The following is a 14,119-nucleotide window of genomic DNA, read 5'->3' as shown; positions in this document are numbered from 1 at the left end:
TGACCGGTGACCCGCACGCTCCGCATCGCCACCGTCAACGTCAACGGCATCCGCGCCGCCGCCCGCAAGGGGATGATGCCCTGGCTGGAGGCCGCCGCCGTCGATGTCCTCACGCTGCAGGAGGTGCGCGCGGAGGCATCCGACCTCGCTGCCGCCCTCCCGGGCTGGCACTTCGTCAACGACGAGGCGCTCGCGAAGGGACGTGCCGGCGTCGCCATCGCGGCGCGCGAACCGCTGGAGATCTGGCGGACCGACCTCGGCGACGAGACCCTCGACTCGAAGGGCCGGTGGGTCGAGGCGGACATCGACGTGGACGGCGAGACCGTGACCGTCGTCAGCGCCTACGTCTTCACGGGCGAGGCCGACACCGAGCGGCAGGTGGCGAAGTACGCGTTCCTGGATGCGATGGAGGCGCGGATGCCGCAGCTCGGCGACGGCCTCGCGCTCATCACCGGCGACCTCAACGTCGGGCACCGGGAACTCGACATCCGCAATTGGAAGGGCAATGTCAAGAAGGCCGGCTTCCTGCCGCGCGAGCGCGCGTACTTCGACCGGTTCCTGGGCCCTGCCGGCCAGACCGTGACGGGGGTCGACGGGTCGGAGGGCACGGGCCTCGGCTGGGTCGACATCGGCCGCACGTTCCACGGCGAGGTCGACGGCCCGTACACGTGGTGGTCGAACCGCGGCAAGGCGTTCGACAACGACACCGGGTGGCGCATCGACTACCAGCTGGCCTCCCCGGCCCTCGCGGAGCGCGTGACCGGGTACACCGTGGTCCGTGCCCCCTCGTGGGACACCCGGTGGAGCGATCACGCCCCCGTCGTCGCCGACTACGCCGTCGGCCTGCCCGTCGCCGACTGAACCGGGCGGCCGTCAGCCCGCGGGCTGCACCTCCTTCGTCGCATCCTTCTCCGCGATCTTCGCCGCGATCCGCAGCCACGTCTGCACAACCGTGTCGGGGTTCAGCGACATCGACTCGATCTGCTGGTCCACGAGCCACTCCGCGAGGTCCGGGTGGTCCGACGGCCCCTGCCCGCAGATGCCGATGTACTTCCCGCGGCGCCGGCACGCCTCGATCGCCATCTCCAGCACCCGCAGCACGGCGGCGTCGCGTTCGTCGAACGTCGCCGCGACGAGCGCGGAGTCGCGGTCGAGACCGAGGACGAGCTGGGTCATGTCGTTGGAGCCGATCGAGAAGCCGTCGAACACGTCGAGGAACTCGTCGGCCAGGAGGGCGTTGGAGGGCACCTCGCACATCATGACGACTTCGAGACCGTTCTCCCCGCGGCGCAGCCCGTTCTCGGCGAGCAGCTCCACGACGGCGGCGCCCTCGGCGACCGTGCGCACGAAGGGGATCATGATCTTCAGGTTCGTCAGGCCCATCTCGTCGCGGACGAACCGCAGCGCCTCGCATTCCATGTCGAAGCACTCCCGGAAGTCCGGCGAGACGTAGCGGGACGCGCCGCGCCAGCCCATCATCGGGTTATCCTCGTGCGGCTCGTACCGGTCACCGCCCAGCAGGTTCGCGTACTCGTTGGTCTTGAAGTCGCTCATCCGCACGATGACGGGCCACGGCGCGAAGGCGGCGGCGATCATCGACACGCCCTCGGCGATCCGCTGCACGAAGTAGTCCCGCGGGCTCGCGTAGGCGGCCGTCAGCCGGTCCACCTCCTCACGGACGTCCGCCGGCAGGCTGTCCCGTTCGAGCAGCGCCCGCGGGTGCACGCCGATCTGGCGGTTGATGATGAATTCCAGGCGCGCGAGGCCCACCCCGCGGTGCGGCAGCTTCGAGAAGCTGAACGCCTGGTCGGGGGTGCCGACGTTCATCATGATCTTGACCGGGATCTCCGGCATGGCGTCCAGGTGCGTCTCCTCCTCGGAGACGTCCAGGAGCCCGTCGTAGACGAAGCCGTCGTCGCCCTCCGCGCACGAGACGGTCACATCGGTGCCGTCGCGGAGGGTGCGGGTGGCGTAGCCGGTGCCGACGACGGCAGGGATGCCGAGCTCCCGCGCGATGATCGCGGCGTGGCACGTGCGTCCGCCGCGGTTCGTGACGATCGCGGAGGCCCGCTTCATGATGGGCTCCCAGTCGGGGTCGGTCATGTCGGCGACGAGCACGTCCCCGGGCTGGAAGCGGTCCATGTGCGCGATGCTCTCCAGCACCCGCACGGGGCCGGCGCCGACCCGCTGGCCGATCGCCCGCCCGGTGACGAGCACCGTGCCCCGCTCCTTCAGCACGAAGCGGCGGAGGATCGCCCCGTCGTCCCGCGACACGACCGTCTCCGGCCGCGCCTGCAGGATGTACAGCTTGCCGTCGACGCCGTCGCGGGCCCACTCGATGTCCATCGCGCGGCCGTAGTGCTCCTCGATCACGAGCGCATGCCGGGCGAGCTCGTGCACCTCGGCATCCGTGATGCTGAAGTGCACCCGATCCGCCTCCGGCACGTCGACGAACTCCGTCGACGAGCCGGCCGCCGTCCCCGCGGTGTAGCGCATCGCGATCGCCTTCTCGCCGACCTGCCGCTTGAGGATCGCGGGGCGGCCCTCCCGGAGGCTCGGCTTGTAGACGTAGAACTCGTCGGGGTTGACGGCCCCCTGCACCACGGCTTCGCCGAGCCCGTACGCGCTCGTGATGAACACGGCCCGGTCGAAGCCCGACTCGGTGTCGACCGTGAACATGACGCCGGAGGCGCCGATGTCGGCGCGCACCATCCGCTGGATGCCGGCGGAGAGGGCGACGTCGAAGTGGTCGAAGCCGTGGTGCACGCGGTAGGCGATGGCGCGGTCGTTGTACAGCGAGGCGAAGACGTGGTGCACCGCCTGCACGATGTTGTCGACGCCGCCGATGTTGAGGAACGTCTCCTGCTGCCCGGCGAACGAGGCGTCGGGGAGGTCTTCGGCCGTCGCGCTGGAGCGGACCGCCCAGGTGACGGCATCCGGATCGGGGTCTGCGGCGATGAGCTGCTCGTACGCCTCCCGGATGTCGCGGTCCAGCGCCGGCGGGAACGGCTGCTCCTCGATCCACTGCCGCACCTGCGCACCCACGCGGGCGAGCTCCGCGACATCCTCGATGTCGAGCGTGGCGACCGCGGCCTGGATGCGGCCGGCGAGGTCATCGGTCTCCAGGAACGCGCGGTACGCGTCGGCCGTCGTCGCGAACCCGCCGGGCACGCGGACGCCGGTACCGGCGAGCTCGGACACCATCTCGCCGAGCGATGCGTTCTTCCCGCCCACCTGGGGCAGGTCGGCCATGCCGATCTCGTGGAACCACAGGATGTTGGTCATGTCACTGTCTCCTCGAATCAGGACCGTCACGCCCGCAGCTTCATCGTCTGCATGATGACGGCCGACATCTCCTCGACGCTCTTCGTCGAGGAATTCAGGAACGGGATGCGGTGGCGCCGGTACAGGTCCTCGGCGCGACGCAGCTCGAGCGTGCACTGGGCGAGGCTCGCATACTGCGAGCGGGGGCGGCGCTCATGCCGCACCTGGCTCAGCCGGAGCGGCGTCGTGGTGAGCCCGAAGCAGCGCGCCGCATACGGCGCGACGGTGCGCGGGAGCCCCTCCGTCGGGAAGTCGTCGTCGGTGAGCGGGTAGTTCGCGACCAGCAGCCCGTACTGCAGCGCCAGGTACATCGTCGTCGGCGTCTTCCCGCACCGGCTCGGGGCGATGACGATGACATCGGCGAGATCGAGGGCGCGGGCGCTCTGCCCGTCGTCGTGCTCGATCGCGTACTCCACGGCACGCATGCGCGCGTGGTACTTCTCCAGGTCGCCGACGCCGTGGTACTGGCCGAGCTGTTCGGACGCCGTCGTGCCGAGGGCCCGCTCGAGTTCGACGAGGTGACCGGCGAGCAGGTCGATCGTGACCGCCGGGGATGCTGCCAGCAGGGCGCGCAGCGACGCCTGCTTCACGGTCGTGAAGATGATCGGGCCCTGCCCGGCCGCGGCGGCCCGCTCGACCTCGGCGACGACGGCGGCGGCGCGCGACGGGGTGTCCACGAACGGGATCGTGTGATGGTCGAACGCGATGCCGGGGAAGTTCACCAGCAGCGCGCTGCCGAGCGTCTCGGCCGTGATGCCGGTGCTGTCGGAGACGAAGAACGCCGCACGGCGCGGTGGAGCAGCCGGCGACGTGCCGCTGCCCAGAGGCGCCCTGGAGTCGATCATCGTCCGACTTCCGCTCGGTGCGGCAGTCCTTGCCGCACTCCTCACCGTACTCCCGGGGCGTCGGGGCGCGCCGTCCTCGCGCCGTGCAAAACCCGGGACCCCCTCCACCGGACGGCCTGGGGCCTCCCGACGGCGCGGGCGCCGGCATCCGCGCCCGTAGGATTGTCCGGTGAGCAAACCCCGCCTGTACTCCGGAATGCAGCCCTCCGCCGATTCCCTCCAGATCGGCAACTACATCGGGGCGCTCATGCAGTGGCGGGACCTGCAGGAGACCTACGACGCGTACTTCTCGGTCGTCGACCTGCACGCCCTCACCCAGCCGAACGACCCGTCGGAGCTGCGCGAGAAGACCCGCCGCACCGCCGCGCAGTACATCGCCGCGGGCATCGAACCGTCGAAGTCGACCCTGTACGTGCAGTCCCACGTGCGCGCGCACGCCGAGCTCGCCTGGATCCTCTCCACCATCACCGGCTTCGGCGAGGCGTCGCGGATGACGCAGTTCAAGGACAAGTCGCAGCGCTACGGCGCCGACGCGACGAACGTCGGCCTGTTCACCTACCCGGTGCTCATGGCCGCAGACATCCTGCTCTACCAGACCGACATCGTGCCGGTCGGCGACGACCAGAAACAGCACGTCGAGCTGACCCGCGACCTCGCGGAGCGGTTCAACGCCCGCTACGGGGACGCGTTCCGCGTGCCGATCCCCGTCATCCAGCAGGACACCGCCCGCATCTACGACCTCCAGATGCCGACGGCGAAGATGTCGAAGTCCGCCGAGTCGGATGCCGGCGTCCTGTGGCTGCTGGATGACCCGGCCGCGTCGGCGAAGAAGATCATGCGGGCCGTGACCGACTCCGAGGGCTCGGTGCGCTACGACCGCGAGGCCAAGCCCGGCGTGTCGAACCTGCTCGTCATCTATGCCGCCCTCACCGGCCGCCAGATCCCGGCGATCGAGGACGAGTACGCGGGTCGGGGCTACGGCGACTTCAAGAAGGGTCTCGCCGAGGTCGTCGTGGAGGAGTTCGGGCCGGTGCGGCAGCGGGCCCTCGAACTGCTCGACGACCCCGCCGAGCTCGACCGCGTCCTCGCCGCCAACGCCGCTCGCGCCGACGAGGTCGCCGACGCGACGCTCGCCGACGTGTACGACAAGATGGGCCTCCTCCGCCGCGTGTGAGGCGGGCGCGGGGAATGTCGCCGGCGGCACAGGGATGCCGCGACCCGGCGCCCCGCGTTCGCCCGCGCCATCGTGCGGGTCGGGGCCGCCGACACCCGCAGTTCGGCGCGAGTGAAGCCCCGGCACCCGGCATCCGCGCCGCCTCGCGGGGGAACCCCGGCGGCGCCGATAGGGTGACGGGATGGAACCGGTGACGCTGACCACGGCGCGACTCGTACTCTCCCCGCCCACCGACGCGGACATCGATGCCGTCTTCGGCGCCTGCCAGGACCGCGACATCCAGCGGTACACGACGGTCCCCCAGCCGTACGAGCGCGAGCATGCCGTCGGGTTCGTCGCGAAGAGCGCGCAGGGCTGGGAGTCCGGCTCGGAGACGATCTGGGCGATCCGGCTGAACGGCGCGCTGACCGGCGTGGTGGGGTTGCACCGGCTCGGCGGCGGATCCGGCGAGATCGGGTACTGGGTCGTGCCGGCCTACCGCAAGAAGGGCATCCTCACCGAGGCGTGCCGCGCCGTCATCGACTGGGGGTTCTCCCCCGAGGGCCTCGGCCTCGCGCGCATCGAGTGGCGCGCGGTCGCCGGCAACAAGAAGTCCGCGCGCGCCGCGCGCGCCCTCGGCTTCCGGTACGAGGGCCTCCTCCGCTCCGGGATGACAAACGGCGGCGGGCGCCGCGACGACGGGTGGATCGCGGGGCTCCTCCCCCGCGACGACCGCGAGCCGCAGCCCTGGGAGGTCCTCGGGGACTGACCCGGGGCCGGCAGGCCGTGGCAGGATGACGGCATGCCCGAGATGCCGGAAGTGCAGGGTCTCGTCGACTACCTCGGCGGACGCGTGACGGGACTGACCGTCACGAAGGTCTCGGTCGCGAACATCGCCGCCCTGAAGACCTACGATCCGCCGATCGACGCGCTCCAGGGCGCGACCGTCACGGGCGCCGCGCGGCACGGCAAGTTCATCGACCTCGCCACGGATGCCGGCATCCATCTCGTCTTCCATCTCGCCAAGGCCGGATGGCTGCGCTGGTACGACCAGCTGGCCCCCACCCTCATCCGCCCCGGGAAGACGCCCATCGCGCTGCGGGTCGCCTTCGACGACGGCTCCGGCTTCGACCTCACCGAGGCCGGCACGAAGAAGTCGCTCGCCGTCTACGCGGCCCGCGACCCGCAGGATGTCCCCGGCATCGCGCGGCTCGGCCCGGATCCGCTCGACGAGACGTTCACCCGCGACGTGTTCGCCGGGCTGCTGGCCGGCCGCCGCACGCAGATCAAGGGTGTGCTGCGCGACCAGTCGATCATCGCCGGCATCGGCAACGCGTACTCCGACGAGATCCTGCACGTGGCGAAGATGTCGCCGTACGCGCTGGCCGCGACGCTGACGGATGCCGAGATCGACCGCCTGTACGCGGCCCTGCGCGACACGGTCGCCGATGCCGTCGCCACGGCGTCGGGCAAGCCGCCCGCCGACCTCAAGGACGCCAAGCGGCGCGGCATGGCGGTGCACGGCCGGCGCGGGGAGACGTGCCCGGTGTGCGGCGACACGGTGCGCTCGGTGTTCTTCGCCGACAACAGCCTGGAGTACTGCGCGACGTGCCAGACCGGCGGCAAGATCCTCGCCGACCGTCGCCTGTCGCGCCTGCTGAAGTGATCCGGGACGCGGGGGCGCCGCCTCAGCGCCCGGTCGTGCCCATCATGATGCGCGCGTCGTCGTCGACCCAGTCGAGCGACTTCGACACCGCCTTCTTCCACAGCCGGTAGCGCCGCTCGCGCTCCTCCTCCGCCATCCGCGGCTCGAAGCGGACGTCCTCCCGCCACTGGGCGCGCAGCGCGTCGAGGCCCGGCCAGACGCCGACCGCGAGCCCGGCGGCGTACGCGGCGCCGAGCGCCGTCGTCTCGACGATCTCCGGCCGGACGACCGGCAGCCCGAGGATGTCGGCCTGGAACTGCATGAGGGCGTCGTTGCGCGTCATCCCGCCGTCCACACGCAGCTCGGCGAGCCCCTGCCCGGTGTCGGCGACGACGGCCTCGATGACGTCCCGGGTCTGGAACGCCGTCGACTCCAGCGCCGCACGCGCGATGTGCGCCTTCGTGACGTAGCGGGTGAGTCCCACGAGCGCGCCGCGCGCGTCGGGCCGCCAGTACGGCGCGAACAGGCCGGAGAACGCCGGCACGAAGTACGCGCCGCCGTTGTCGGCCACCGACGCCGCGAGGGTCTCCACCTCCTCGGAACGGCGGATGATCCCGAGGTTGTCGCGCAGCCACTGCACGAGCGACCCCGTGACGGCGATCGACCCTTCCAGCGCGTAGCGCGCCGGCTCGTCGCCGAGCCGGTAGGCGACGGTCGTGATGAGCCCCGCCCCGGAACGGACGATCTCGGTGCCGGTGCCGACGAGCAGGAAGTTGCCGGTCCCGTAGGTGTTCTTCGACTCCCCGGCCTCGAACGCGGCCTGCCCGAACGTCGCGGCCTGCTGGTCGCCGAGGATGCCGGCGATCGGCACGCCCCGCAGCACGCCCGGCAGCTGCACCTCGCCGACCACCTCGGAGGACGACCGGATCTCCGGCATCATCGCCCGCGGGATCCCCCACACGCCGAGCAGCTCCTCCGACCAGGCCAGGGTCCGCAGGTCCATCAGGAGGGTGCGGCTCGCGTTGCTGACGTCGGTGACGTGGATGCCGCCGTCCCGGCCGCCCGTGAGGTTCCAGACGACCCACGTGTCGGTCGTGCCGAACAGGAGATCGCCGGCCTCCGCGGCGGCGCGGGCGCCGTCGACGTTGTCGAGGATCCAGCCCACCTTGGACGCGGAGAAGTAGGTGGCAAGCGGCAGCCCCGTCTGCTCGGCGAAGGCGTCGACGCCGTGCGCGGCGATGAGCTCGTCGATGCGCGGCTGCGTGCGGGTGTCCTGCCAGACGATGGCGTTGTGCACGGGCCGTCCGGTGCGGCGGTCCCAGACGACGGCGGTCTCACGCTGGTTCGTCACGCCGATCGCGGCGACATCGGCGGCGTTGAGACCGGCCTGGTTGAGCGCGCGCGCCAGCACCCACTGGGTGTTCGTCCAGATCTCGACGGGGTCGTGCTCGACACGGCCGGCGCGCGGGAAGATCTGCTCGTGCTCGCGCTGCGCGGTCGCAACCGGCAACCCGTGCGCATCGAAGACGATCGCTCGGGTCGACGTCGTCCCCTGGTCGATCGCGATCACATGGTCTGCCACACGGCCTCCTCGTCGAGTCGGGTCGAGTCCTGACCTGCGGGCAGGTCGCCCTGTCACGCTACCGCGCGTCAGTCCCGGAGCGTCGCCGGCTCCGCCGCGCGCACCGATGCCAGCGCCCGCGCGACCTCGGCGTCCCTCGTCGCCTCATTCCAGCCGAGCACCTCCGCCACGGCGGCGGCGATCTCGGCGGCCGCCTCCGGCGTCGCCGCACCGCGGAACGCGATGCCCGTGCGCCGCAGCAGGAGATCGTCGAGGTGCACGACCCACTCGGCGCGCGCGAGGTGGCGGAGCTCCCCCGTGGTGTACTCGGGAACGGTCTTCAGCGGTGCGTCGTCCGGGTCCGCGGCGATGGCATCCGCCACCGCGGCCGCGACCGTGCCGTACCGGTCGAGGAGTGCGGCGGCGCGCTCGAACCCGAGCGTCTCGGCGTACGGGGCGAGCCACTGCCGGCGCGCGCGCTCGGACTGCGGGTAGCCGGCGCCGCCGCCGATCGGCACGCCTTTCGTGCTGCGCCGGCGCGGCTGCGCGAGCAGCTCGAGCGCCCGGTCCGCCAGATGGGCGGCGGACGCGCGGAACGTCGTCCACTTGCCCCCCACGAGGCTCAGCACCGTCGCACCGACGGGTCCGGGCAGCGTCGTGGCCTCGATGCGGTAGTCGCGCGAGACGAAGCCGGGTGCGACGTCGCCGTGCCCCGGCAGCGGCCGGACGCCCGCGAAGCGGTGGACGATGTGCGAGCGGTCCACCGGGATGGTGGGGAACACCTGCGCGATGAGCTCGAAGAAGTAGTCGACCTCCTCCTCGGTGCACACGATCGGTTCGGCCATGTCGTGCTCGATGTCCGTCGTGCCCACGAGCACCCGACCGTGCAGCGGGTAGATCAGCACGATGCGCCCGTCGGAGTGCTCGAAGAACAGCTCTCGTCCGCCCGTGGCGGTGAGGAGCTCCTCGTGGTCGAGCACGATGTGCGATCCCTTCGTCCCGCCCATGTACGTGGTCGGGTCGCCGAGCGCGCGGTTGGTGAGGTCGGTCCACGGGCCGGACGCGTTGACGACGACGGATGCCGTGAAGGCGAAATCCTCGCCCGCCTCGTCGCGCAGCACGACCTTTCCGCCGTCGGCGTCCACCGCGGCGGTGTAGTTCGCCGCACGGGCGCGCTCGCCGCCGGCGGCGAGTCCGTCGCGCAGCACGTCGAGGGCGAGCCGCTCGGGATCGCGGAGGGAGGCGTCCCAGTACGTCGCGGTGTACTTCACGGCGGGGTTCAGCTGGGGCAGCTGCGCGAGGGAGCGCTTGCGACCGTGGAACTCGTGCCGCGGCACGCGTCCGCCCCCACGCGAGAACGAGTCGTAGATGACGAGCCCGATCTTGATGAGCGCGGCCCCGCGCTCCCGCGGCTTGCCTGCGCCGTGGCGGAGGAACCGCAGCGGCGCGGAGAGGATGCCGGAGAACGTGGAGTAGATGGGGATCGTCGTCTGCAGCGGCTGCACGTAGTGCGGCGCTATCCGCAGCAGCGCGTTGCGCTCCGTCACGGCTTCGTGGACGAGCCGGAACTCGCCGTTCTCGAGGTACCGGATGCCGCCGTGGATCATGTGGCTCGACGCGGCCGACGCGCCGGAGACGAAATCGCCCTGCTCGACGAGCGCGACGTCGACGCCCTGCATCGCCAGGTCGCGGAACGTGGCCAGACCGTTGATGCCGCCGCCGATGACCAGCACGTCCGCATACGGCCGCTCGCGCAGCCGCGCCGGGCCGGAGATGAGTGTGTCCATGAGTCGCGCCTCCCTCCTCCAGGCTACGTGCTCGTCGCCGGGCGAGACGCGGCGCGCGGGCAAGACGGGGCATGACGGGAATGAACGCCGGGACAGCACGTTGAGTATGCTCGTGAGCAACAACACGTGCTCCGGGGTCGGTGGGAATCCGAACCGGCGGTGACAGTCCGCGAACCTCTCGTCCTGCGAGGGGTTGATCCGGTGGAAATCCGGGACCGACGGTGATGCGACGAGAGTCGCTAGTCCGGATGGGAGGCAGCACGAGGACGCCGCGGCGCACGCCCGGCGGCCTGCGCCGTACACCTGCGCCCCCGGAGCCTGAACGCAAGGACCAGGATGAGCGCGACGGACCGCGAACAGGGCGCCATGCGCCGCGCGCTCGACCTCGCCCTCCAGGGACCCCGCGGGGTCAACCCGCAGGTCGGCGCGGTCCTTCTCTCGGCCTCCGGCGAGGTCCTCGCGGAGGGCTGGCACCGCGGCGCCGGGACGGCGCACGCCGAAGTCGACGCCCTCGCCAAGCTCCCGGCCGGGGGCGCACGCGGCGCCACCGCCGTCGTCACCCTCGAGCCCTGCAACCACACCGGCCGTACCGGCCCGTGCGCGGTCGCCCTCATCGAGGCGGGCGTCGCGCGCGTCGTCTACGCGCTCGATGACCCGGGCGAGGCGTCCGCCGGGGGCGCCGGCCGCCTGCGCGCAGCCGGAGTCGACGTCGTGTCCGGCGTCCTCGCCGACGAGTCACGACAGCTCCTCGACTCCTGGCTGACGGTCCAGCGCCTCGGTCGCCCGCACGTGACCGTCAAGTGGGCGCAGTCCCTCGACGGCCGCGCCGCCGCCGCCGACGGCACGAGTCAGTGGATCACCGGCCCCGACGCCCGCGCCGACGTGCATCGGCGCCGCGCCGAGGCGGATGCCATCGTCGTCGGCACCGGCACGCTGCTCGCCGACGACCCTGCCCTCACCGCGCGTCGGCCCGACGGCACGCTGTACCCGCACCAGCCGCAGCCCGTGATCCTCGGCGCGCGGTCCGTGCCGGACGACGCCGCCGTGCGCCGGCACCCGCGCCCCCTGCTGCACCGCGACGGGGAGAACCTCGGCGGCGAGAGCGAGAACGGTCCGTCACTGATGGCCGAACTCCGCGACGCCGGCGTGCACCGCGTGTTCGTCGAAGGCGGACCCACGATCGCGAGCGCGTTCCTGCGGGCGGGCCTGGCCGACGAGATCCTCGCCTACCTCGCCCCCACCCTGCTCGGCGCGGGGGCGGACGGCGCCGACCGTCCCGCGCTGCGCGTGCTCGGCGTCGACACGATCACCGCGCAGCGGCGCCTGACCGTCACAGCCATCGAACGACTCGGCGACGACCTGCTGATCGTCGCCCACCCGAAGGAGACCGCCTGATGTTCACCGGCATCATCGAAGAGCAGGGCACCGTCACGGCGGTCGCGCCCTCCGGGGACGGGGTCCGCGTCACCGTGCGCGCCCCGCTCGCCGTCTCGGACGCTCACCAGGGCGACTCGATCGCGATCAGCGGCGTGTGCCTCACCGTCGTCGATCAGGGCTCCGACTGGTTCACCGCCGACGTCATGAAGCAGACACTCGACATGTCCACGCTCGGCGGGGTCGCGACCGGAACGCCCGTCAACGTCGAGCGCGCCATGGCCGCGCACGGTCGCCTCGGCGGTCACATCGTGCAGGGCCACGTCGACGGCACGGGCGAACTGCTCGAGGTGCGTCCCGGCGAGCAGTGGCGGGTCCTCCGCATCGGCCTGCCGGCATCCCTCGCCCCGCTCGTCGTCGACAAGGGCTCCATCACCGTCGACGGCGTCTCCCTCACCGTCAGCGCGACCTCGCCGGCCGACGCCGACGCGCACTGGTTCGAGGTGTCCCTCATCCCGGAGACCCTCGACGTCACGACCCTCGGCGGGCGCACCGCCGGCGACCACGTCAATCTCGAGACCGACATCCTGGCGCGGCACGTGCAGCGCCTTCTCGCATTCACCCCCCTCACCGAAGGAGGCTCCCGATGAGCCTTTCCACCATCCCCGAAGCCCTCGAGGCCCTGCGCGCCGGCAAGCCGGTGATCGTCGCAGACGACGAGAACCGCGAGAACGAAGGGGACATCATCCTCTCCGCCGAACTGGCCACCCCCGAGTGGCTCGCCTGGACGATCCGCTGGTCCAGCGGGTTCCTGTGCGCGCCGATGCCCGCGGACTGGGCCGACCGGCTCGACCTGCCGCCCATGGTCGCGGTCAACGAGGACAGCCGCGGCACCGCGTACACCGTGAGCGTCGATGCGGCCGACCGCGTCTCGACCGGCATCAGCGCCGCCGACCGCTCGCACACCCTCAATGTGCTCGCCGACCCGGCGTCCACGCCGACCTCGGTGATCCGCCCCGGCCACGTCCTTCCGCTCCGCGCCGTCGACGGCGGCGTGCGCGAGCGCGCGGGCCACACCGAAGCGGCCGTCGACCTCATGAAGCTCGCCGGACTGCAGCCGGTCGGCGCGATCGGCGAGGTCGTCGCCGAGGACGGCAGCATGATGCGCCTGCCGGGCCTCATCGAGATGGGCGAGCGGGAGGGCATCCCGGTCATCACGATCGAGCAGCTCATCGCGCACCTCGACGGCGCGAGCGCCGAGCACACGCACGTCGAGCACGGTCACAAGCGCCGGGTCAGCCTGCGCGCCGAGGCCCAGGTGCCGACCTCGCACGGCGCGTTCCGCTTCCTCGCCTACAAGGACCGCATCACCGGGACCGACCACATCGCCATCGTCTCCGGAGAACTCACCGACGACGCGCCGCTCGTCCGGGTGCACTCCGAGTGCCTGACCGGCGAGGCGTTCGGCTCCCTGAAGTGCGAGTGCGGCCCGCAGCTGGATGCCGCGCTCGACGCGATCGAGCAGGACGGGGGCGTCGTCATCTACATGCGCGGCCACGAGGGACGCGGCATCGGCCTCATCAACAAGCTGCGCGCGTACAGCCTCCAGGAGCAGGGTCTCGACACGGTCGACGCGAACCTCGCGCTCGGCCTCCCCGCCGACGCGCGCGACTACGCCGCCGCGGCCGGCATCCTCGGCGACCTCGGCATCTCGAAGATCCGGCTGCTGACCAACAACAGCGACAAGGTCAACCAGCTGCGCGAGCTCGGACTGGACATCGTCGAGCAGGTGCCGCTGCTCGTGGGCGTCGGCGCCAACAACCACCAGTACCTGGCCACCAAGCGCGACCGGATGGGCCACATCATCGACTCGATCGACCTGGACAGCGCGCTGGCGCGCAGCGAGGAGCGGAAGGCATGAGCGGACACGGCGCCCCCGAGACGCAGCCCATCGACGCGACGGGCGTGAACGTCGTCGTCGTGGCCGGCCAGTGGCACGACGTCATCACCGACGGGCTCATCGCCGGCGCGCGCCGTGTGCTCGACGCGTCCGGCGCGTCCTGGCGGCTCGTGCGCGTGCCCGGATCGTTCGAGCTGCCGGTCGCGAGCAAGACGGCCCTGGACGCCGGCGCCGACGCCGTCGTCGCCCTCGGCGTCATCATCCGCGGCGGAACGCCGCACTTCGACTTCGTCTCGGCCGCCGCCACGGACGGCCTGACCCGGGTCGCGCTGGACACCGGCAAGCCCGTCGGCTTCGGTGTGCTGACGCTGGATGACGAGCAGCAGGGCCTCGACCGTGCGGGCCTGGAGGGCTCGAAGGAGGACAAGGGCGCCGAGGCGGCGGACGCGGCGCTGCGCACCGCGCTGCTGCTGCGCGAGCTGCGAGGCTGATCAGGGGTTCTTTCTCGATAGGGTCGGGAGCAGACCGAC

Annotated in this window: 12 protein-coding genes and 1 riboswitch; of the genes, 8 read left to right on the top strand and 4 right to left on the bottom strand. The window is 71.8% G+C overall.

The window, feature by feature from the left end:
- Positions 1-6 precede the first annotated feature (6 nt).
- The gene (locus MSA03_RS07100; RefSeq protein WP_147050175.1) at positions 7-861 is read left to right on the top strand and encodes an exodeoxyribonuclease III; all 855 of its coding nucleotides are present in this window, start codon (positions 7-9) and stop codon (positions 859-861) included.
- 12 nt (positions 862-873) lie between these two features.
- Here MSA03_RS07100 and ppsA read toward each other — a convergent pair whose 3' ends face one another.
- Both ppsA and MSA03_RS07090 read right to left on the bottom strand, forming a co-directional pair.
- Positions 874-3,285, bottom strand: a complete 2,412-nt coding sequence (gene ppsA, locus MSA03_RS07095) for a phosphoenolpyruvate synthase (RefSeq protein WP_147050174.1) — start codon at positions 3,283-3,285, stop codon at positions 874-876.
- Positions 3,286-3,311: 26 nt separating this feature from the next.
- Positions 3,312-4,169 carry a pyruvate, water dikinase regulatory protein gene (locus tag MSA03_RS07090; RefSeq protein ID WP_036272962.1) on the bottom strand — a complete coding sequence of 286 codons (858 nt, stop codon included), beginning with the start codon at positions 4,167-4,169 and terminating at the stop codon, positions 3,312-3,314.
- A gap of 169 nt (positions 4,170-4,338) precedes the next feature.
- On the opposite strand from MSA03_RS07090, the gene trpS reads away from it, so the two are divergent.
- From trpS to MSA03_RS07075, 3 genes are all read left to right on the top strand, one after another.
- Positions 4,339-5,343 carry a tryptophan--tRNA ligase gene (gene trpS / locus MSA03_RS07085; RefSeq protein WP_147050173.1) on the top strand — a complete coding sequence of 335 codons (1,005 nt, stop codon included), beginning with the start codon at positions 4,339-4,341 and terminating at the stop codon, positions 5,341-5,343.
- 181 nt (positions 5,344-5,524) lie between these two features.
- Positions 5,525-6,091 carry a GNAT family N-acetyltransferase gene (locus tag MSA03_RS07080; protein ID WP_147050172.1) on the top strand — a complete coding sequence of 189 codons (567 nt, stop codon included), beginning with the start codon at positions 5,525-5,527 and terminating at the stop codon, positions 6,089-6,091.
- Positions 6,092-6,124: 33 nt separating this feature from the next.
- Entirely contained in the window at positions 6,125-6,988 is an 864-nt protein-coding gene (locus MSA03_RS07075; RefSeq protein WP_147050171.1) for an Fpg/Nei family DNA glycosylase, read from the top strand.
- Positions 6,989-7,010: 22 nt separating this feature from the next.
- Here MSA03_RS07075 and glpK read toward each other — a convergent pair whose 3' ends face one another.
- Both glpK and MSA03_RS07065 read right to left on the bottom strand, forming a co-directional pair.
- Positions 7,011-8,549 carry a glycerol kinase GlpK gene (gene glpK / locus MSA03_RS07070; protein WP_147050170.1) on the bottom strand — a complete coding sequence of 513 codons (1,539 nt, stop codon included), beginning with the start codon at positions 8,547-8,549 and terminating at the stop codon, positions 7,011-7,013.
- A 68-nt stretch (positions 8,550-8,617) separates the two neighbouring features.
- Positions 8,618-10,315, bottom strand: coding sequence for a glycerol-3-phosphate dehydrogenase/oxidase (locus tag MSA03_RS07065; RefSeq protein WP_147050169.1), 1,698 nt, complete (start codon positions 10,313-10,315; stop codon positions 8,618-8,620).
- 123 nt (positions 10,316-10,438) lie between these two features.
- Positions 10,439-10,580, top strand: a riboswitch (FMN riboswitch).
- A gap of 71 nt (positions 10,581-10,651) precedes the next feature.
- Here MSA03_RS07065 and ribD point away from each other — a divergent pair.
- The 4 genes from ribD to ribH are packed head-to-tail and all read left to right on the top strand — an operon-like array spanning position 10,652 to position 14,080.
- The gene (gene ribD / locus MSA03_RS07060) at positions 10,652-11,710 is read left to right on the top strand and encodes a bifunctional diaminohydroxyphosphoribosylaminopyrimidine deaminase/5-amino-6-(5-phosphoribosylamino)uracil reductase RibD (protein ID WP_147050168.1); all 1,059 of its coding nucleotides are present in this window, start codon (positions 10,652-10,654) and stop codon (positions 11,708-11,710) included.
- On the top strand, positions 11,710-12,339 hold the full coding sequence (locus tag MSA03_RS07055) for a riboflavin synthase (protein WP_147050167.1): 630 nt from the start codon (positions 11,710-11,712) through the stop codon (positions 12,337-12,339). Before ribD ends, MSA03_RS07055 begins: the two co-directional genes overlap by 1 nt.
- Positions 12,336-13,610 (top strand): GTP cyclohydrolase II, encoded by a 1,275-nt coding sequence (ribA, locus tag MSA03_RS07050; RefSeq protein WP_147050166.1) that lies wholly within the window; start codon positions 12,336-12,338, stop codon positions 13,608-13,610. Before MSA03_RS07055 ends, ribA begins: the two co-directional genes overlap by 4 nt.
- Complete coding sequence (gene ribH / locus MSA03_RS07045; RefSeq protein ID WP_028496838.1) at positions 13,607-14,080, top strand: 6,7-dimethyl-8-ribityllumazine synthase; 474 nt, start codon at positions 13,607-13,609, stop codon at positions 14,078-14,080. The genes ribA and ribH overlap by 4 nt, the downstream gene beginning before the upstream one ends.
- Positions 14,081-14,119 lie beyond the last annotated feature (39 nt).

Source organism: Microbacterium saccharophilum (assembly GCF_007992455.1).
Classification (GTDB): Bacteria; Actinomycetota; Actinomycetes; order Actinomycetales; family Microbacteriaceae; genus Microbacterium; species Microbacterium saccharophilum.
The sequence above is the reverse complement of the archived record's forward strand: the minus strand, read 5'-3'. Positions and strand labels throughout refer to the sequence as shown.